This is a genomic window from Arthrobacter sp. SE2, assembly GCF_058244265.1.
Genome location: NZ_JBZAYA010000011.1, coordinates 127,382 through 145,342, shown reverse-complemented (window position 1 = coordinate 145,342; position 17,961 = coordinate 127,382). Strand labels below are relative to the sequence as shown.

Here is a 17,961-nt window from a genome sequence, read left to right as displayed (position 1 = left end):
GCACTGAACGAGCAACGGTAGCGGGATCTAACGCCTCCTGCCCAAGTGCAGCTTCTCCTGACAGACTGTTCCTCATGCATGCGCTTTTGGACGGACTCCTGAATACCAGCCCGCTCGTGATCGCGTGCATCGTTTTCGCCCTGGTGTTCGCTGAGGATGCGATCTTTGTGGGGTTTGTGATTCCCGGTGAAACGGCAGCGGTGGTCGGCGGGGTGATTGCGAGCCGCGGGCTCTTCGAATTGTGGGTCATGATCGCCATTGTGGTGATTGCTGCGATCACGGGAGACACCGTGGGCTACGAAATAGGCAAGCATTTCGGCCCACGGGTGATGGCCTTGAAAATCCTGGACAAAAGGCGCGCCCAATTGCAGAAGGCCGAAGACTTCCTCAAAGACAAAGGCGGCGTCGCGGTACTCTTGGGCCGGTTTACGGCCTTCTTTCGTGCCGTCATGCCCGCGCTCGCCGGACTCAGCCGCATGCCTTACCGGCGCTTCGCGTTCTGGAATTTCAGCGGCGGCATTATCTGGGGGTCCCTGTTCGTGACGCTCGGTTTTGTGGCCGGAAATTCGTACGAAGAAGTGGCCCGCCTGGTGGGTCGGGGGGCAGCGGCTCTGGTGGCAGTAATTGTGGTGGCGATTGTGCTCGTGTGGCAGGTCAGGAAGCACCGCGCCAAGAAGGCCTGATGCCGAGGGAGCACGGAAATCCGGCGGAAACCTTAAGGCTTTAGGCTGGTCACAATTCGTTCGGGAGGGGCGGTGAAGGGTCGAACTGGATATGTCTGATGTTTGGCGTTATAACCGTAGTAGCTGCCCCGACGTCCTCGGCTAATCTGAGCCTCGAGTGATCTGATGTCCGCTTTCTGCAGCACAGAACTTTAAGGAGAACCGATGCATCTTTTGCCCCGTGAGCAGGAAAAGCTCATGATCGTGGTCGCGGCCGACCTCGCCCGCCGTCGGCAATCCCGCGGTCTGAAGCTCAACTTCCCCGAAGCCGTGGCGATCATCAGCTACGAACTGATTGAGGGGGCCCGTGACGGGAAAACCGTCGCTGAACTCATGAGCTACGGGACCACCCTGCTTCGCCGTGAGGATGTCATGGAAGGCGTGCCCGAGATGATCCACGACGTTCAGATCGAGGCCACATTCCCCGACGGGACCAAGCTCGTCACCGTCCACGACCCGATCCGCTAGGAGGCCAACATGATTCCCGGTGAATACCGTCTCCAAACAGAGCCCATTGCCTGCAACACCGGACGCGAGGCAATCGCCGTCGACGTCGTCAACCGTGGCGACCGCCCGGTCCAGGTGGGCTCGCATTACCACTTTGCCGAATCGAATCCCGCGCTCGATTTCGACCGCGAAGCCGCTTACGGCCGCCGCCTCGACATCCCTGCCGGAACGGCCGCGCGCTTCGAACCCGGCGATTCCAAGACCGTCAAGCTCATTGCGCTTGCAGGCAGCCGCGAAGTCTACGGCCTACGGAACGGCGTCAACGGGCCCCTTGATGTTGACGCCGGAAAGCACGACGGCGGCGCTGCCGCTGCCACCGAAGGGCCCGGAGCCACCGAAGGGCCCGGAGCCACCGAATGGCCCGGAGCCACCGAATGGCCCGGAGCAGGCAAGGAAGGGACAGCCCAGTGAGCTTTGAAATTTCGCGCAAAGAATACGCAGACCTCTACGGCCCGACGACGGGCGACTCGATCCGCTTGGCGGACACTGAACTTTTCCTTGAGATCGAGAAGGACTACACGGTCTACGGCGAAGAGGTCATGTTCGGCGGCGGCAAGGTGGTCCGCGACGGCATGGGGCAGAACGGCCAAGTGATCCGGGATGAGGGCGTCCCGGACACCGTCATTTCAAACGTGCTGGTCCTCGACTACACCGGAATTTACAAGGCCGATGTGGCGCTCAAAGACGGCCACATCTTCAAGATCGGCAAGGCCGGAAACCCGCAGATCGCTGACGGCGTGGACATCGTGATCGGGGCCAGCACCGAGATGATTGCCGGGGAGGGCAAGATCCTCACCGCAGGCGGCGTCGACACCCACATCCACTACATTTCCCCGGACCAAGTCCCCACGGCCCTGTGCAGCGGCATCACCACCATGGTCGGCGGTGGCACGGGACCGGCCGAAGGTACCAAGGCCACCACCATCACCCCCGGCAAATGGCACATTTCGCGGATGCTCCAAGCGGCGGAGGGGCTCCCGATCAATATCGGCCTCCTCGGCAAAGGCCACGCCTCTGCCCTCGAGCCGCTCGCCGAACAGATCCGCGCAGGAGCGGTCGGCCTCAAAGTCCATGAAGACTGGGGCGCCACGACGTCTTCCATCGACATGTCCCTTCGCGTAGCCGATGAATACGACGTGCAGGTAGCCATCCACACGGACACCCTCAACGAGTGCGGATTCGTGGAGGACACCATCAAGGCCATCGATGGCCGCGTGATCCACACCTTCCATACCGAAGGCGCCGGCGGCGGGCACGCTCCGGACATCATCAAGATCGCCGGATTGCCCAATGTGCTCCCGGCATCCACCAATCCGACGCTCCCGTACACGCGGAACACCATCGAAGAGCACCTGGACATGCTCATGGTGTGCCACCACCTCAACCCCGACATCCCGGAAGACGTGGCGTTCGCAGATTCCCGCATCCGGGCCGAAACCATCGCGGCCGAAGACGTGCTCCAGGACCTGGGCATCTTCTCCATGACCTCCTCGGATTCCCAGGCCATGGGCCGTGTGGGCGAAGTTGTCATCCGCACCTGGCAAGTGGCCGACGCCATGAAGCGGCAGCGAGGCGTCCTCAAGGACGCGTCAGGTGCGAGCCACGGCGCTCCGAACGGCTTGGGCGCGGAAAGCGATAACTTCAGGATCAAGCGCTACATCTCCAAATACACCATCAACCCGGCGATCGCGCAGGGCATGGCGGACTCCATCGGCTCGGTTGAAGTGGGCAAATTCGCCGACCTCGTCCTCTGGAATCCGGCCTTCTTCGGTGTGAAGCCGGAACTGGTCCTCAAGGGCGGCCAGATTGCCTACGCACTCATGGGCGATTCCAACGGCTCCATCCCCACCCCGCAACCACGCACCATGCGCCCGATGTTCGCCACCCACGGAAAGGCGTTGCAGCAGTCCTCCATCACCTTCCTGTCCAAGGCAGCCATCGACGCGGGTGTCCCGGAAGAGCTTGGCCTGGAACGCGTCATCCGGCCGGTGTCCGGCATCCGGAACCTGAGCAAGGCGGACCTCAAGTTCAACGGCGAAACGCCCGATATCGCCGTCGACCCCGAAACCTACAGGGTGACGGTCGACGGCGAAGACGTCACTTGTGAGCCTTCCGACGTGCTGCCCATGGCCCAGCGCTACTTCCTTTTCTAGACCGCCGGAGGAGAACCACATGATCATCGAAAAGATTCTCGGCAACCTGCACGAACTGCCCGATCCCGAACAATACGCCGGCCTCCACAAGGAGAAAGTCGTGCTGCCCAGCGCTCAACTGGTCAAACGCATCCAGCGCGTCACCACGGACCACGGGAAGGAACTCGGCATCCGCCTCCCGGCCGGCTCCGGAGACCTGCGCGACGGCGACATCCTCGCCGTCGAGAATGCGAACCTGATCGTGGTGTCCGTGCTGCCGAGCGACGTCCTGGTCATCGCCGCCCGAAGCATCTACGAAATGGGTGTCGTGGCGCACTCCCTCGGCAACCGGCACCTACAGGCGCAGTTCTTCGACGCTGCGTCCGAGTACGGGGCCGAAGTCATGGTGTGCCAGTACGACCACACGGTCGAGGACTACCTCAAACACGTCGGTGTGCCTTACGACCGCCAGGAACGCGTAATGCCGGTGCCTTTCCGCCATGCTGAACACACGCACTAGGCTCGTTGGCCGCGGCGGGCGGTCGGGTTGGGGCTCCAGCCCTTCGGTCGCCGCAGCTTCGGCGGGTGATAGGGGCCGTGCCCGTCCCCAGCCGCTCCCAACCCTCGCAAGCTCGGGTCGGGGCCCTCGCGGCAGTGGGCCCCCCGCGGTGCCCTCCACACCGCGGCCCCTATCACCCGCCTTCGCCTTGTACGTCACCTTGCGAGGCACCTCATGAGCGCGGCGTATCAGCTGGCGCTGCAGCAGCTCACTGACTCCGCGTTACCTACAGGGGCGTTTGCTCATTCTTTGGGGTTTGAGACGTACATTGAGCGCGGGTTGGTTCACGATGAAGCGTCATTCGGCACTTGGTTGTCGGCGTTTGTCGGGCAGCAGTTGACCTATTCCGATGGCTTGGGCATTCGGTTCCTTTACGAGGGAGTGTCTGTCGGGGAGTTGGATGAGCATCTCAGTGCTCAACTCTTGCCTCGGCAATTGCGGGAGGCCAGTACCAAAATGGGCGGGCGGTTGATCGAGATCGGGATCGAGGTTTTTCCGTCGGCCGAGCTGGAGGCGTACCGGACTCTCGTGACCACGGGCCGGGCTGCCGGCCACCAGCCGCTGGCGTTCGCCGTCGTCGCGCGCTCGCTAGGCGTGCCGTTCGAAGAAGCGCTGGCCGGGTACCTTTTCGCGGCGGTCACCTCCCTGACGCAGAACGCCGTGCGCGCCATCCCGCTCGGCCAGAACTCCGGGCAGCGGCTGCTGCGCAAAGCGCACGACGACGTCGCTGCCGCCGTCGAACATGTCCGGCACCTCAGCTGGGACGACTTCGGAGCCGTCAGCCCCGGGCTGGAAATTTCGCAGATGCGGCACGAATGGCAACGCGCGCGCATGTTTATGAGCTAGAACCATAGGAGGACACATGTCTGAACCCATCAAGATCGGCATCGGCGGCCCGGTAGGTGCCGGCAAAACGCAGCTTGTGGAGCGCCTGACCCGCCACATGAGCCGGGAAATCTCCATGGCCGCCATCACCAACGACATCTACACGATCGAAGACGCCAAAATCCTCGCGGCCAACGGCATCCTGCCCGAGGACCGCATCATCGGCGTCGAAACCGGCGGCTGCCCGCACACCGCCATCCGCGAAGACACCTCCATGAACACGGCGGCCATCGAGGAACTCAAGAAACGGCACCCCGACCTGCAGGTCATCTTCGTGGAATCCGGCGGCGACAACCTCTCGGCCACGTTCAGCCCGGAACTCGTGGACTTCTCGATCTACATCATCGACGTCGCCCAAGGAGAGAAAATCCCCCGCAAAGCCGGCCAAGGCATGATCAAGTCGGACCTCTTCATCATCAACAAGACCGACCTCGCCCCGTTCGTCGGCGCAGACCTGTCAGTGATGGAGCGGGACTCCAAGGAATTCCGTGGCGACAAGCCCTTCTGCTTCACGAACCTCAAAACCGACGAAGGGCTGGACAAGGTCATCGCATGGATGCGGCACGACGTCCTGATGCTCGACCTGGCGCAATGAGCACGACGGCGGTCCAGGGGAGTCCGGTCGGTGACCTGACGGCTGAGGCGGCGAAGCCGGATTTGGGGGCCGCGGCGTGGCGGGCACCGCGGAGCGGGCACGGCCCCAAATCCGGCGGAGCCGACGGACCCGGCGCGTCCGCTGATCGGCCCGAGCGGGGTCGCCTGGACCTTGTTGTCGCCGTGCGTGCTCAGCGTTCCGTGGCCGTGCAGCAGTTTCATCAGGGTGCCTTGCGGGTTTTGAGGCCGCACTACTTGGATGGGTCCGGGCAGGTTTGTTATGTCGTGGTCAATCCGGGCGGGGCGTATTTGGGGGCGGATCTCTATGTTGTGGACGTGGAAGTCGAGGCCGGGGCTTCGTTGCTTTTGACGACGCAGTCGGCTACGAAGATCTATCGGACTCCGGGGTCGTTTGCGGAGCAGCGGATGACCATCCGCCTGGGGGAGGGGGCGGAACTGGAGTTGGCTCCCGACCAGCTCATCGCCTACCGGGAGGCCAGCTATCGGCAGAATACGCATATCACTGTGCATCCGACGTCGAGCCTCATCATGGCGGAAGTCATCACTCCCGGCTGGTCGCCGGACGGCGCCTCCTTCCAGTACCGGGAACTGCGGCTCCGGAACGAGATCCAGGTGGAGGGCGACGACGGCGCAGCGCTGCTCGCGCTCGACAACCTCCTGATCCGGCCGCCCCTGGGCGATGTAACCGGAATGGGCTTCATGGAGGGCTACAGCCACTTGGGTTCGCTCATTGTTGTGGATTCTCGGGTTAACCAGGCGCTCGCCGATGAACTGCACCGGCTGACGGCGGGGTATGACGCGTACTCGGGCTTGTCGCTGACCCGAACCCTTGCGGGCACAACGGGCCTGGTCCTGCGGTCCCTCTCGAACAGCACCGAGGAACTGAATCGATTGCTTGGTGCCTGCACCGGCCTTTTGCGCGAACGCTGGTACGGCCGGGCGCCGCTGAACCTAAGGAAGTACTGATGACCTCACTCGCGGAGTTCGCCTCGATGTACCGCCGGCGCGAGCATCTCCCGATGAGGTCGCGCCTCGCGTTCATGTTCGGTTCCGTCGTCCTCTTGCACCTCGCCGCCGTCGTACTCCTGCTGGTGGGTGGCGCCGGTGGCGGGCAGCCCCTGGCGCTGGGCCTGGTGCTGACGGCCTATGTGGCCGGCATCAAGCACAGCTACGACTGGGACCACATCGCCGCGATCGACAATTCCACACGAAAATTCGTGGCACAGCGCAAGGACCCCGTGAGCGTCGGATTCGCCTTCAGCCTGGGCCACAGCTCCGTGGTAATCCTGGCCGGTGTCATGGTGATCGGCGGCGCCAGCCTGGTTGGCCAGCTCATGGAGGACGGCACCACCGGACACCTAGTGCTGGGGCTGATCGGCAGCGGCGTTTCCAGCCTCTTCCTCCTGGCCATGGGCGTCTTCAACGGGTCTGCGTTCCTCCGCACGATGCAGCTGTACCGCGCCGCCCAGGCTGGTGGTGCGATCGCCGTCGACGACCTCGAAACCAAAGGGCTCATCTCGCGGCTTTTGGCTAAGCCGCTATCCAAGGTCCAGCGTCCGCGAAATATCTACGTGATCGGGTTCTTGTTCGGGCTCGGCTTCGACACCGCCACCACCATCGGGCTGCTGGTGCTCACGACGGCGGCGTCGCTTGCGGGCGTGTCTGTTCTCGCCCTCCTGGCGTTGCCGCTGGCCTTCACTGCGGCGATGACGCTCTGCGATTCCGTCAACGGCGTGGCCATGATGCGCATGTACAAGTCCGCCATCCATGATCCCCGTCGCAAGCTTGGATTCAACGCCATCATCACCGGTATCTCGGCCTTCTCGGCGCTCTTCACCCCGGTCATCACGCTGGGCGGTTTCCTCAACGTGGCCTTCGGCCTGAGCGATCCAGTCACCAGCTGGCTGGGTGAAGTAGACCTCGGCGACGCCGGGCTGGTGCTGATTGCGCTATTCGCCGTCGTATGGGTGGGTGCGGCCGTGCGGTTGCGGGTGGCGCGGCGCCGCTAGGGAAGCCCTGACGACCCTCGCTCACTTATGCCGGGAAAATCGGCGACGCTCGCTCACCTAAATCGCGAAAATCGGCGACGCTCGCTCAGTTTTGAAGCGATTTCGGCGAACCCTCCTGCGGTTGCATCGCCAGTATTCGACGGCTGGGGTCGGCATTTGGTGCGGAAGTCGCCGTCGGGCATTAAACAGTTGGCGACGACGGCGGACTATTGCTTGGGCTGGAGCCACTCCAGTAGGCGATCCAATTGCCACGTCGTGATGATCCGATCGGCGGGTACACCGTTGTCTTCTGCCCGCTCCGCTCCGTATTGCAGGAAGTCGAGCTGGCCGGGGGCATGGGCGTCACTGTCGATGCTGAAAAGACAGCCGGCGTCGAGGGCAATCCGAATCAATTCGTCCGGCGGATCTTGGCGTTCAGGCCTCGAATTGATTTCGACGGCGACTGAGTGTTCCGTGCACGACGCGAACACCTTCTCGGCGTCGAACTCCGATGGGGGCCTTGTTCCTCGTGATCCCTTGACTAGGCGGCCGGTGCAATGGCCGAGGACGTTCGTGTGCGGGTTTTCGATGGCCGCGAGCATGCGCCGGGTCATGGACCGTTTGTCGGATCGGAGCTTCGAGTGGACACTGGCCACCACGACGTCGAGTTGGCTCAGCAGCTCCGCGGATTGGTCCAACCCGCCGTTTTCAAGAATGTCCACTTCGATGCCGGCCAACAGACGCAAGCCGGGCTCCTGGCCGTTTCGCTCGTTGATCCCATCCACAATCATGAGCTGCTCCATTAACCGCTCCGGGCTCAGCCCGTTGGCGATGGTGAGGTTGGGGGAGTGGTCAGTCAAAGCGAGATATTCCCGTCCGAGAATATTCGCAGCGGTGACCATGACCTCGATCGGTGAGCCGCCGTCCGACCAGTTGCTGTGGCTGTGCAGATCGCCCCGGAGCTTGGCGTGCAGCTTGTGACCGCCGTTGACCAAGGGTTCGGCGCCGCGACGGCGGAGGTTTTCAAGGTAGTCCGGAACAGCGCCGCTCAAGGCCTGGCTGATCACTTCGAAGGTACGGCTGCCGATTCCCTTGGTCCGCTTGAGGCGGCCATCCTTGAGCCGCGCAGTCAGTTCCTCTTGGCTGAGTCCGGCGATGATGCCCGCAGCACGGCGGAACGCCTGGACCTTGAAGCTGTCCGCGAGTTCCCGTTCCAGCCAGAAGGCGGTTTCGTTGAGCGCATCCACGGCGTCCATAGCTCAATCATGTACCACGCCGCGCCCAGGCGTATGTGAGCGAGGGTTTCCGGTTTGGGGCTTATATGTGAGCGAGGCTTCGGGTTTTCCGACGCTCGCTCGGATATGTGGGTTCTACGACCGACCCTCGCTCACCTCATGTGAGCGAGCGTTTCCGGTTGGGCGGTTGTTTGTGAGCGAGGGTTTCGGGTTGGGGGCGTCATGCTGTCGGAATAACTGGGACGGCCCCCACCGCCCTGCAATAATCGGAACCAGTTGCCTCGCTCGAGTTGCACGCGGGGCGGTATGCACCTTCGGACGAATCACATCGCAGACGAGGCGGACATGACCAACACTCCCATCCAGCAGGACACCGACACCACGGCGATGCCACCCGCCCCGAACATCGCCATCGACGAGGATCTGCTTCACCGGCTCGCGGACGCTCATGGCGTCGGGACGTCGTTCCACGGCTGGGATGGGTTGCAACACGATGTTTTACCCACCACGCTGATCCAAGTGCTGGACGCACTGGGAGTCCCCGCCCATTCCAACGAGCAGATCGAAGCGGCCCTGGCTGACGCGGAAGTGGCGCCGTGGCGGCGGATGCTGCCACCCGCCGTCGTCGTCCAAGAGGGAACGACGGCGGCTGTGCACGTCCACGTCCGCGACGGTTCGCCGGCCCGCCTGACGATCTTGCTCGAGGACGGAACGGAACTCGCCGCCACCCAACAGGAAGACTGGGCGCCGCCGCGCGACGTGGATGGAGTGCCCACAGGCCGTGGCACCTTTGAGGTGCCGGCCGGTTTGCCCCTCGGCTGGCACTCGCTCACGGCCGAGTCCGACGGCGTGACAGCCACCGCGGTGCTCGCCGTGGTTCCAGCCAAATTGCAGACGGCAGCGCAGCTGGAGGAACGGCGCGGGTGGGGACTCGCAACGCAGCTGTATTCGGTACGCTCGAAGCGCTCATGGGGTATCGGGGATTTCGCGGACTTGGCCGATTTGGCGGCGTTGGCCGGCGCACGCGGTGCAGACTACGTCCTGGTCAACCCCTTGCATGCCGCAGATCCTGTGCCTCCGGTTCAAGCGTCGCCGTATTCTCCGTCCACCAGGCGATTCTTCAACCCCCTCTATATCCGGGTCGAATCCATTCCCGAATTGGCATATGTGAAGCCGCGGAAGCGCGCCACGGTGGACCGGCTGTTGGATCATGTCCATGCCCTCAACAAGGACGCGGAACGGCTGGACCGGGACCAGATCTTCGCCGCCAAGCTTGCTGCCCTGGAACTCCTTCATACAGTGAAGCTTTCTCCGGCCCGGCAACGTGCCTTCGAGGAATTCTGCCGCGAGTCCGGCCCGGGCCTGGACGATTTCGCCCTTTGGTGCGCCATCCGCGAGGACCGCTCGCCGGACGACCCCTTCTGGCAGGACCCCGCGGCCACCCTCGGTTCGCCCAAGGTTGAGTCGATGCGCCAGGCATTGGCCGACCGGATCGGTTTCCACCGTTGGCTTCAGTGGATCTGCGATGAGCAGCTCGAGTCGGCCCAGGCCGCGGCAAGGCGATCCGGCATGCGGCTGGGAGTAGTGCACGATCTCGCGGTCGGGGCGGACTTGAGCAGCGCCGACGCCTGGACCCTGCGCAGCAGCTTCGCGCCAGGTGTCAGCGTGGGCGCACCACCGGACATGTACAACCAGCTTGGCCAGAACTGGAACCAGCCGCCGTGGCACCCGGTCCGTTTGGCCGAGGCAGGCTACGCGCCGTTGCGGGCGATGCTCTCCACCGTCCTTCGCCATGCCGGCGGAATCCGCGTGGACCACATCTTGGGGCTGTTCCGCTTGTGGTGGGTGCCCGCCGGGAATTCCGCCCGCGACGGCGCCTACGTCCGGTACGACCACGAGGCCCTCATCGGCATCCTCGCCTTGGAAGCGCACCGCGCGGGCGCGGTGGTCATCGGCGAAGACCTGGGCGTCTTCGAGCCTTGGGTGCGGGACTACCTTGCGGCCCGCGGCATCCTTGGCACGTCGATCCTCTGGTTTGAGTACGACGGCGACTCGCCCCTCCCGCCCGAACGTTACCGAGTGCAGGCCCTCGCCAGCGTCAACACCCACGACCTCCCGCCGACTGCCGGGTACCTTGCCGGCGATCACGTGGAACTCCGGAGCCAACTGGGCTTGCTCGAACGAAGCGTGGCCGAGGAACGGGCCGAGCACGAGGCCAGCTTGGACAAGATGATGGGGTTGCTCCGGGAACGGGGCCTGCTGCCGGTCAACGGAAAAGCGCTCGGCGAGGAGCAAGTCATTGAGGCGCTCCATCGCTTGCTGGCCCTTGCTCCGTCGGTCCTGCTCGGTGTTGCCCTAGTCGATGCCGTGGGGGAGCGGAGGGTGCAGAACCAGCCCGGAACGACGTCGGAGGTCTACCCCAACTGGCAAGTGCCACTAGCCGACGAACGAGGAAGGGCAGTCCTCATTGATGACCTCGACGCGAACCCGCGGTTCAACTCCCTGCTGGCGGCGGTTGACGAGGCCGTACGGGGTTAGGCGCCGCATCGAGACGTGAGATCTCACCTCTTTCGGGTCGCGAAAGGGGCGAGATCTCACGCCTCGATCAACGGCTCAGGGAGCTACGACCAAGGCCGTGGGGGAGCCCGCGTTCAGCTGGTCGAGGACTTCGCCCGGGATGCCGGTGGAAGGGTCCAATGCGAACGTGGTGACTTGGTTGGAACGCTCGTGGGCCACGTGGAGCCAGCCGTCGCGGACCAGGTGGTGGCGCGGCCAGTCTCCTCCGCTGGGCACGTCAGCGACGGGTCGGAGCCGGGTTCCGCTGCCTTCGACGGCCAGTACCGAGATCCGGTTGGAGCCGCGGATGCCCGTGTACACGAAGCGATTGTCCGGAGACAGCGCGATTTCGGCGGCTGCGTCGCCGTCGGCGGCCCCACCTGCCGTCGCGGGACCGCGACGGTGGAGCACAAATCGGCCGTCGGCGCCGGGCAGGAGCACCACCACTGCGATCGAATATTCGGTCACGACGAAGACGGCATCGGCGGAGGGGTGCTGGACCAAGTGCCGCGGACCGCTGCCCATCGGGAGTGCGACTTGGTGGTCAGGAAGCAGGCCGGTGTCGGGGAAATAGTTCCAGACCCGCACGAGGTCGAAGCCGAGGTCGGTGGTCATGATCCGGCCGTCCTCGAGCATGATGCTTGCGTGGGCGCGGCTCACCCGGGCGCCGCCCGTGGCGATGTCGATCCCGCCGTCGACGCCGGCGTGCGGATCCTTCGCCGGCGGCGCCGCAAAGCGCGATGTGATGCCGCCGTCGTCGTCGAGCCCGTAGAGCAGCACATTGCCGTCGCCCCAACAGTTGACCACGATGAAGCGGCCGGAAGGGTCGACGGCGACGTGGCAGGCCGCAGCTCCAGCCGGCCAGACCTCCCCCAAAGGTTCAAGGCCGAACGGCCCGGTCCGTCGGTACGCCCGGACCGTCTGGGCGGCCTCGGCTACCGCGTAGACCACCGGAAGCGTCGGGTGCACGGCAAGGAACGACGGCGAGGGCGCTTCGACAGCCGTGCCCAGCCAACTGAGGCTGCCATCTTCACGGGCGGAAACTGCCCCAATGCCCGTTCCGTTCCCGTCGCTGTCCGCGGTGTAAGCGCCTGCCCAGATGAGCGTTCCGTCGATGTTCTCCGCCATGCCGTCCTTAGTGTTGGTGATGGAGTGCGGCCTCAGTGGCCCTGTACATCCGAGTCGACCCCGGCGTCGGCACCCGCGTCCAAAGTGGCGATCGCGGACAGATCGTCGTGGTCCAAAGCGAAGTCGAAGACGTCCAGGTTTTCCTTCATGCGCAACGGATTGGCGGACTTCGGGATGGCCACGAGCCCCTCCTGGACGTGCCAGCGCAGCACAATCTGACCCGGAGTCTTTCCGTGTTTCTTCCCGATCGCGGCCAACACCGGGGCGTTCAGGAGATCGCGACCAGCCCCCAACGGACTATACGATTCCGTGGCGATGCCATGGTTGCCGTTGAAGGCACGCTCATCGATCCGCGTGATGGACGGCGAGATCTGGATTTGGTTGACGGCCGGCACCACCGAGGTTTCCTCCAGAAGCCGTTCAAGGTGCGATGGCTTGAAGTTGGACACGCCGATTGAGCGCACCTTCCCCTCAGCTTGGAGTCGCTCGAAAGTCTCCCAAGTGGACACGAATTCATTCCGTTGGGGGAGAGGCCAATGGATCAACAAGAGGTCCACGTAGTCCAGCCCGAGACGTCTGAGGGAGCCCTCGAGCCCGTCGACGGCGCGATCGCGGCCTTGGTGCGTGCCGTCCAGTTTGGTGGTGATGAACAGTTCCTCGCGCGGGATCCCGCAGTCCCGCACGCCTTGCCCGACGCCGGCCTCGTTACCGTAGCGGTAGGCCGTGTCGACGTGCCGGTAGCCGAGCTCGACGGCGGACACTACCGCCGTGGCGACCTGGGCGTCGTCGAGCGGCCAGGTTCCAAGGCCGATCTGCGGAATGGCATTACCGTCATTGAGCCTGACGGTCGGAGCAAGTGCCATGGTCCTGTCCTTTCGGTTGCTAGATCGGCCTCCGTGCCCATTGGACCAGTTGATCGCTGAGTTTCATGAAGACCTGGTCCACGTGCTTGATGCCCGGATGTTCATCATGCCACCGGACGATCTCCCGTGCGCCTGCCGCGAACGGAATTTCTGCCCGATACCAGGGCACCAGAGTCTTGATTTTGGTGTTGTCGAAGACCACGGAGTGGGATCTGTCCCCGAGAAGCCCGGGACCAAGCTCCGGAGAGTGCGCGGCAATGGTTTCCGAGGCGATGTGCACCAGTTCGGGTTCCGGGGCCCCTGCGGCCGTCGCGAAGAGCCGGTAGACCTGGTCCCACGGGAGCGCTTCGTCAGAGGTGATGGTGTAGCTTTCACCAACGGCCTGCGGCCGGCTGAGGAGGCCGACGAAGGCCACCGCAAAGTCATCCGTATGGGTGAGCGTCCACAGCGAGGTACCGTCGCCGTGGACTACCACAGGCAGGCCTTCCCGCATCCGATGGATGTCCGTCCAACCGCCCAGAAGGGCGATCCGCGTGCGGTCATAGGTGTGCGAAGGCCGAACGATGGTCACGGGGAATCCCTCGTCGCGGTAGGCCCGGACGAGAAGGTCTTCGCACGCGATCTTGTCCTGCGAGTACTTCCAGAACGGGTTCCTTAACGGCGTCGACTCGAGGATCGGCAAGTGTGCGGGCGGCTTCTGGTAGGCCGAAGCCGAGCTGATGAACACGTACTGACCGGTCCGGCCGCGGAACAACTTCACGGCGGCGGAAACGTGCTCCGGCGTGAAAGAGATGAAGTCCGCGACGGCGTCGAACTCGCGGCCGTTCAGTACCTCCGCCACCTCGGCGGGGTTGCGGATATCTGCCTGGAGCAGTTCCGTGCCCGGAGGGACCGGCCTTTCCGAGCTCAGTCCGCGATTGAGCATGGTGAGCCGGTGACCCAGCGCGACGGCGCGCTCGGCCGCCGCCGCGCTGATGGTACCGGTCCCGCCGATGAACAGCAGGCGCAGAGGTGCCGACGTCACCACGCGTAGTCCTCCGGCGCGGTCCTGTGGCCCGGGAAGATATCGTCGAGCCGCTTGAGGGCATCGGCGTCGAGAGTGACATCCAAAGCCCTGATGGCAGCGTCCAACTGCTCCTGCGTGCGCGGACCCACGATCGGTGCGGTCACGGCCGGCTGGTGCAGCAACCAGGCCAAGCCCACGTCGCCGGGCTCGTGGCCAAGGTCGTCGGCGAGGTCCTCGTACTGGCGGATCTGGTCTTCGTGCTTCTTCAGGGTCTCGGCCGCGCGGCCCTCAAGGCGACGGACGCCGTCGCGCTCTTTCTTGAGCACCCCGCCCAGAAGCCCGCCGTGAAGCGGCGACCACGGGATGAGCCCGAGGCCGTACTGCTGGGCCGACGGGATGACTTCCAATTCGACGTTGCGGGTGAGCAGGTTGTAGATGGACTGCTCGCTCACGAGACCGTTGTAGCTGCGCCGCGCCGCCGCCTCCTGGGCTTGGGCGATGTGCCAGCCGGCGAAGTTGCTGCTTCCGGAATACAGGATCTTGCCCTGCTGGACCGCTACCTCGATGGCCTGCCAGATCTCGTCCCACGGCGTGTTCCGATCCACGTGGTGGAACTGGTAGACGTCGATGTAGTCGGTCTGCAGTCGCTTGAGGCTGGCGTCCAAGGCGCGCCGGATGTTGAGGACGGAGAGCTTGGACTCGTTGGGGCGGTCCGTCATGGTTCCGTAGAGCTTGGTGGCGAGGACGACGCGTTCGCGGCGCTCGCCGCCCTTGGCGAACCAGCGGCCCAGGATTTCCTCGGTCCATCCCCGGTGCTGCGTGCCGCCATAGACGTTGGCGGTGTCGAAAAAGTTGATGCCGGAGTCCAGCGCGGAATCCATGATGGAGTGCGCTGCGGATTCCTCCGTCTGCGGTCCGAAGTTCATGGTTCCGAGGCACAAGCGGGAGACGCTGAGGCCTGAGCGGCCCAAGTGGGTGTACTGCATGGTTTCGGTTTCCTTACGCTGTGGTGGGGTTTCTACATCTGGCTGAAGGACGCGACGGCGGGGTCGGCGCCGAGGCGGGCGCCGGCGTCGAGCGCGCTGATGGCTGCCAGTTCCTCCGGGACGAGCTGCAACGACGCCGCCGCGAGGTTTTGGCGGATCCGCTCAGGGTGGATGGACTTGGGGATGACGATGTTGCCGGTTCCGAGGTGCCAGGCCAGCACGATCTGCGCCGGGGTGGCATCGTGCGTCTCGGCAAGCTCGGTGACCGTTGCCGACCCCAGGTCCGCTCCCTGCCCCAGCGGGCTGTAGGCCTCGACGGCGATCCCGTGCGAGCGGCTCTTCGCCGCCAGTTCCCGCTGTTGGAAGGTCGGGTGCAGTTCGATCTGGTTGACCGCGGGAACGACGTCGGCGAACTCCAGGAGCGTGTCGAGGTGTTCGGGCAAGAAGTTGGAGACGCCGATTGCCCGGGCGCCGCCGTCGGCATGGATCTTTTCCAGGGCCTTCCACGCATCCACGAACAGGCCCTGGGACGGCACGGGCCAGTGGATCAGGTAGAGATCGATGACGTCGAGGCCGAGTTTGCGGCGGCTGTGGTTGAATGCCGCCGCGGCCCGGCCCTGTTCGCCGTTGCGGAGTTTGGTGGTGATGAAGAGTTCCTCCCGGGCGATGCCGGAAGCCTTGATTGCGGCGCCGACGCCGGACTCGTTCCGGTACGCCGCGGCGGTGTCGATGTGACGGTACCCGGCTTCAAGTGCGTCCTCGACGGCTTTCTGGGTCTCGGCAGGCGGGACCTGGAAGACGCCGAAGCCGAGCTGGGGGATGGTGACCGAGTTGTTCAGGACGAGCCCGGGAACGGTTGAATTCTGAGCGTTGGACATGTCCGGCCCTTTCGTCGCTGGTGGGTGGATTGCCTGACTGGCTTTTTCGAGCCTATGCACTTTCGGCACAACAAGCAGTAGTTTTGACGCCCCCTGTTTTTCCTAGGACTCGCAGTCCTACCTTGGCCGTAGAAACAAGCCCCCAGGAAAGGAAGAATGGGGACATGGGTCAAAGCGCCGAGTTCGGAAAATTCCTCAAAGCCATGCGTGCCCGGATGTCGCCGGAGGATGCAGGGTTGCCGGACGCGTCCGGCGCGCGCCGGGTTCCGGGGCTGCGCAGGGAAGAGATTGCCCGTTTGGCCGATGTCAGCACGGACTACTACACGCGCCTCGAACAGGGCCGCCATATCCATCCGTCCCGGGCAGTCCTTGAATCGGTGTCGAGGGCGCTTCGCCTGGACTCAAGCGAGCACACCCACATGATGGACCTGCTTGAGCACTGCGCGTCGAGCGCCAAGGCGCCGACTCCCGCACCACGGGTGCGGCCGGCCTTGCGCCAACTTCTGGACGCTGTAGGCGACGTTCCGGCGCTCCTGCTTGGCCGGCGCAGCGACGTGCTGGGAGCCAATCGGATGGCGGTCCTGCTGTTCGCCGACTTCCCGGCCATGCCTCCCGCCGAGCGAAACCTCACGCGCTGGCTGATCCTGGACCCCCAGGCACGCGAACTGTTCCGGGACTGGAAGACGGTTGCCGCGGAAGCCGCCGGCTCCCTGCGTGCGGATACCGGGCGGCACCCCGACGATCCCCAAGCCAACCAGCTCGTGGGCGAACTCGCCGTGAACAGCGAACATTTCCGCCAGTGGTGGGCAGGGCATCGAGTGGCAGCGCGTTCAGCCGGCACTGTCCGCCTGCACCACCCCACGGTGGGGGACGTGGAACTGAACTTCGAGAACCTGTCCCTGCCGGAGGACCCGGACCAGGTCTTGCGGGTCTATTCCGCGAAGGCGGGTTCGCCGTCGGACGATGCCCTGAAGTTGCTGGGCAGCTTTGGTGCGGGGACGGCGTTTGGTGCGGGGACGGCGTTTGGTGCGGGGACGGCGTTTGGTGCGGGAGCGGCGTTTGGTGCGGGAACGACGACGGACCCGGAGCTGTCCGAGCGTCATGCAATGGGCGAAAGCTGAACCAGTTTCAGCCAAAAGTGCTCCACGTCACTGTGCTGCTGCATAGTGAATCGGCGTGAGTTTGTCTATGTGCCCATTGGGCGGCTTTTGAATCGCGTTTACGCTGAATCCAGACCTTTTCGCATATCAAGGATGGAATTCAACGATGAAACGCATCGCGCTGCTGAGGGAGCGGGCAACCACCGCCGGGTCCGCGGGATCCACGGGCTCGCATTGCCCGGCATCCGGTCAGTGGAGCCCTGAAGGCGAACCCCACGTGGTTCACACGTTCTTCGAAGGCCACGTCTTCCCGACCCACAACGGTGCGGCAACCGTCTGGCACCGTCAGTACCTGCTCGCCGAGTCCCGATGAGCCCCGAAACCTTGGGCGCTTGGGGCCCACGCCACTTCACGACGTCGGCGCAACGGCCCGCTGGCGCAGCACTTCGCCTGCCGCCGTCGAAATGGTCGGAACTCAGCCGCGGCGAATCCGTCTGGATCCACGAGGAAAAATGGGGTTTCGACGCCGGCCTTGTGGACGAAGTTTCTTCCGACCACGAATTCCTGTGGATCGATTTTGCCGGCCGTGGCCGGCGACTCCTCTGTGGCGGTGACCCCGTCCAAGTCTGGACCCGCGGGTGAGTCCAGCCTCGCAACTGATGGCCGCCAGCCTTTCCACAGAAGGGCTGGCGGCCATCGTCGTTTGCGCGCACTGCCAAAGAATCTTCAATACCCGCTAGCTGCGCAACCTCTGTTTCGGACGGGACGCCCGGGTGTACGATCCCGGTACCGTCGTCGAAC

At 64.3% G+C, this 17,961-nt stretch carries 19 protein-coding genes; 13 read left to right on the top strand and 6 right to left on the bottom strand.

Annotation, left to right across the window (positions count from 1 at the left end):
- Window positions 1–74: 74 nt before the first annotated feature.
- From AC4CS3_RS16125 to AC4CS3_RS16085, 9 genes are all read left to right on the top strand, one after another.
- On the top strand, window positions 75–683 hold the full coding sequence (locus AC4CS3_RS16125) for a DedA family protein (protein ID WP_490784320.1): 609 nt from the start codon (window positions 75–77) through the stop codon (window positions 681–683).
- A gap of 204 nt (window positions 684–887) precedes the next feature.
- The gene (locus AC4CS3_RS16120) at window positions 888–1,190 is read left to right on the top strand and encodes an urease subunit gamma (RefSeq protein WP_078106942.1); all 303 of its coding nucleotides are present in this window, start codon (window positions 888–890) and stop codon (window positions 1,188–1,190) included.
- A 9-nt stretch (window positions 1,191–1,199) separates the two neighbouring features.
- On the top strand, window positions 1,200–1,640 hold the full coding sequence (locus tag AC4CS3_RS16115) for an urease subunit beta (RefSeq protein WP_490784319.1): 441 nt from the start codon (window positions 1,200–1,202) through the stop codon (window positions 1,638–1,640).
- Complete coding sequence (gene ureC / locus AC4CS3_RS16110; protein ID WP_490784318.1) at window positions 1,637–3,382, top strand: urease subunit alpha; 1,746 nt, start codon at window positions 1,637–1,639, stop codon at window positions 3,380–3,382. The genes AC4CS3_RS16115 and ureC overlap by 4 nt, the downstream gene beginning before the upstream one ends.
- A gap of 19 nt (window positions 3,383–3,401) precedes the next feature.
- Window positions 3,402–3,881: an urease accessory protein UreE gene (gene ureE, locus AC4CS3_RS16105; RefSeq protein WP_490784317.1), complete on the top strand. Its 480-nt coding sequence runs from the start codon at window positions 3,402–3,404 to the stop codon at window positions 3,879–3,881.
- A gap of 213 nt (window positions 3,882–4,094) precedes the next feature.
- Window positions 4,095–4,766, top strand: a complete 672-nt coding sequence (locus AC4CS3_RS16100; RefSeq protein ID WP_490784316.1) for an urease accessory protein UreF — start codon at window positions 4,095–4,097, stop codon at window positions 4,764–4,766.
- 16 nt (window positions 4,767–4,782) lie between these two features.
- Window positions 4,783–5,400, top strand: coding sequence for an urease accessory protein UreG (gene ureG / locus AC4CS3_RS16095; protein ID WP_078106937.1), 618 nt, complete (start codon window positions 4,783–4,785; stop codon window positions 5,398–5,400).
- 164 nt (window positions 5,401–5,564) lie between these two features.
- The gene (locus AC4CS3_RS16090; RefSeq protein WP_490784339.1) at window positions 5,565–6,386 is read left to right on the top strand and encodes an urease accessory protein UreD; all 822 of its coding nucleotides are present in this window, start codon (window positions 5,565–5,567) and stop codon (window positions 6,384–6,386) included.
- A complete protein-coding gene (locus AC4CS3_RS16085) occupies window positions 6,386–7,429 on the top strand; it encodes a HoxN/HupN/NixA family nickel/cobalt transporter (RefSeq protein WP_490784315.1) in 1,044 nt (347 codons plus the stop codon). The genes AC4CS3_RS16090 and AC4CS3_RS16085 overlap by 1 nt, the downstream gene beginning before the upstream one ends.
- A gap of 206 nt (window positions 7,430–7,635) precedes the next feature.
- On the opposite strand, the gene AC4CS3_RS16080 is transcribed toward AC4CS3_RS16085, so the two are convergent.
- Window positions 7,636–8,664, bottom strand: coding sequence for a PHP domain-containing protein (locus AC4CS3_RS16080; RefSeq protein ID WP_490784314.1), 1,029 nt, complete (start codon window positions 8,662–8,664; stop codon window positions 7,636–7,638).
- A 324-nt stretch (window positions 8,665–8,988) separates the two neighbouring features.
- Between AC4CS3_RS16080 and malQ the strand changes: the two genes are divergently transcribed.
- Window positions 8,989–11,181, top strand: coding sequence for a 4-alpha-glucanotransferase (malQ, locus tag AC4CS3_RS16075; protein WP_490784313.1), 2,193 nt, complete (start codon window positions 8,989–8,991; stop codon window positions 11,179–11,181).
- A 75-nt stretch (window positions 11,182–11,256) separates the two neighbouring features.
- Here malQ and AC4CS3_RS16070 read toward each other — a convergent pair whose 3' ends face one another.
- Genes AC4CS3_RS16070 through AC4CS3_RS16050 form a run of 5 tightly spaced genes read right to left on the bottom strand, consistent with a single transcriptional unit; the run spans window position 11,257 to window position 16,060 of the window.
- A complete protein-coding gene (locus tag AC4CS3_RS16070; RefSeq protein WP_490784312.1) occupies window positions 11,257–12,327 on the bottom strand; it encodes a lactonase family protein in 1,071 nt (356 codons plus the stop codon).
- Between the two features lie 32 nt (window positions 12,328–12,359).
- A complete protein-coding gene (locus tag AC4CS3_RS16065; RefSeq protein WP_490784311.1) occupies window positions 12,360–13,190 on the bottom strand; it encodes an aldo/keto reductase in 831 nt (276 codons plus the stop codon).
- Window positions 13,191–13,209: 19 nt separating this feature from the next.
- Entirely contained in the window at window positions 13,210–14,217 is a 1,008-nt protein-coding gene (locus tag AC4CS3_RS16060; RefSeq protein ID WP_490784310.1) for an NAD-dependent epimerase/dehydratase family protein, read from the bottom strand.
- Window positions 14,211–15,182, bottom strand: coding sequence for an aldo/keto reductase (locus AC4CS3_RS16055; protein ID WP_490784309.1), 972 nt, complete (start codon window positions 15,180–15,182; stop codon window positions 14,211–14,213). Before AC4CS3_RS16055 ends, AC4CS3_RS16060 begins: the two co-directional genes overlap by 7 nt.
- Window positions 15,183–15,214: 32 nt before the next feature.
- Entirely contained in the window at window positions 15,215–16,060 is an 846-nt protein-coding gene (locus AC4CS3_RS16050; RefSeq protein ID WP_490784308.1) for an aldo/keto reductase, read from the bottom strand.
- A gap of 164 nt (window positions 16,061–16,224) precedes the next feature.
- Between AC4CS3_RS16050 and AC4CS3_RS16045 the strand changes: the two genes are divergently transcribed.
- The 3 genes from AC4CS3_RS16045 (at window position 16,225) to AC4CS3_RS16035 (ending at window position 17,802) form a co-directional block, all read left to right on the top strand.
- Window positions 16,225–17,181, top strand: a complete 957-nt coding sequence (locus AC4CS3_RS16045) for a helix-turn-helix transcriptional regulator (protein WP_490784307.1) — start codon at window positions 16,225–16,227, stop codon at window positions 17,179–17,181.
- Between the two features lie 145 nt (window positions 17,182–17,326).
- Entirely contained in the window at window positions 17,327–17,533 is a 207-nt protein-coding gene (locus AC4CS3_RS16040) for a hypothetical protein (protein ID WP_490784306.1), read from the top strand.
- Window positions 17,530–17,802: a hypothetical protein gene (locus AC4CS3_RS16035; protein ID WP_490784305.1), complete on the top strand. Its 273-nt coding sequence runs from the start codon at window positions 17,530–17,532 to the stop codon at window positions 17,800–17,802. The genes AC4CS3_RS16040 and AC4CS3_RS16035 overlap by 4 nt, the downstream gene beginning before the upstream one ends.
- Window positions 17,803–17,961 lie beyond the last annotated feature (159 nt).

Bases quoted from the DNA above. Each gene is read 5' to 3' on its own strand.
- AC4CS3_RS16125 (WP_490784320.1), top strand. From the start codon at position 75: ATGCATGCGCTTTTGGACGGACTCCTGAATACCAGCCCGCTCGTGATC.
- ureG (WP_078106937.1), top strand. From the start codon at position 4,783: ATGTCTGAACCCATCAAGATCGGCATCGGCGGCCCGGTAGGTGCCGGC.
- AC4CS3_RS16040 (WP_490784306.1), top strand. From the start codon at position 17,327: ATGAAACGCATCGCGCTGCTGAGGGAGCGGGCAACCACCGCCGGGTCC.
- AC4CS3_RS16120 (WP_078106942.1), top strand. From the start codon at position 888: ATGCATCTTTTGCCCCGTGAGCAGGAAAAGCTCATGATCGTGGTCGCG.
- AC4CS3_RS16115 (WP_490784319.1), top strand. From the start codon at position 1,200: ATGATTCCCGGTGAATACCGTCTCCAAACAGAGCCCATTGCCTGCAAC.
- AC4CS3_RS16065 (WP_490784311.1), bottom strand. From the start codon at position 13,190: ATGGCACTTGCTCCGACCGTCAGGCTCAATGACGGTAATGCCATTCCG.
- AC4CS3_RS16070 (WP_490784312.1), bottom strand. From the start codon at position 12,327: ATGGCGGAGAACATCGACGGAACGCTCATCTGGGCAGGCGCTTACACC.
- AC4CS3_RS16035 (WP_490784305.1), top strand. From the start codon at position 17,530: ATGAGCCCCGAAACCTTGGGCGCTTGGGGCCCACGCCACTTCACGACG.
- AC4CS3_RS16080 (WP_490784314.1), bottom strand. From the start codon at position 8,664: ATGGACGCCGTGGATGCGCTCAACGAAACCGCCTTCTGGCTGGAACGG.
- malQ (WP_490784313.1), top strand. From the start codon at position 8,989: ATGACCAACACTCCCATCCAGCAGGACACCGACACCACGGCGATGCCA.
- AC4CS3_RS16055 (WP_490784309.1), bottom strand. From the start codon at position 15,182: ATGCAGTACACCCACTTGGGCCGCTCAGGCCTCAGCGTCTCCCGCTTG.
- AC4CS3_RS16085 (WP_490784315.1), top strand. From the start codon at position 6,386: ATGACCTCACTCGCGGAGTTCGCCTCGATGTACCGCCGGCGCGAGCAT.
- AC4CS3_RS16050 (WP_490784308.1), bottom strand. From the start codon at position 16,060: ATGTCCAACGCTCAGAATTCAACCGTTCCCGGGCTCGTCCTGAACAAC.
- AC4CS3_RS16045 (WP_490784307.1), top strand. From the start codon at position 16,225: ATGGGTCAAAGCGCCGAGTTCGGAAAATTCCTCAAAGCCATGCGTGCC.
- ureE (WP_490784317.1), top strand. From the start codon at position 3,402: ATGATCATCGAAAAGATTCTCGGCAACCTGCACGAACTGCCCGATCCC.
- AC4CS3_RS16100 (WP_490784316.1), top strand. From the start codon at position 4,095: ATGAGCGCGGCGTATCAGCTGGCGCTGCAGCAGCTCACTGACTCCGCG.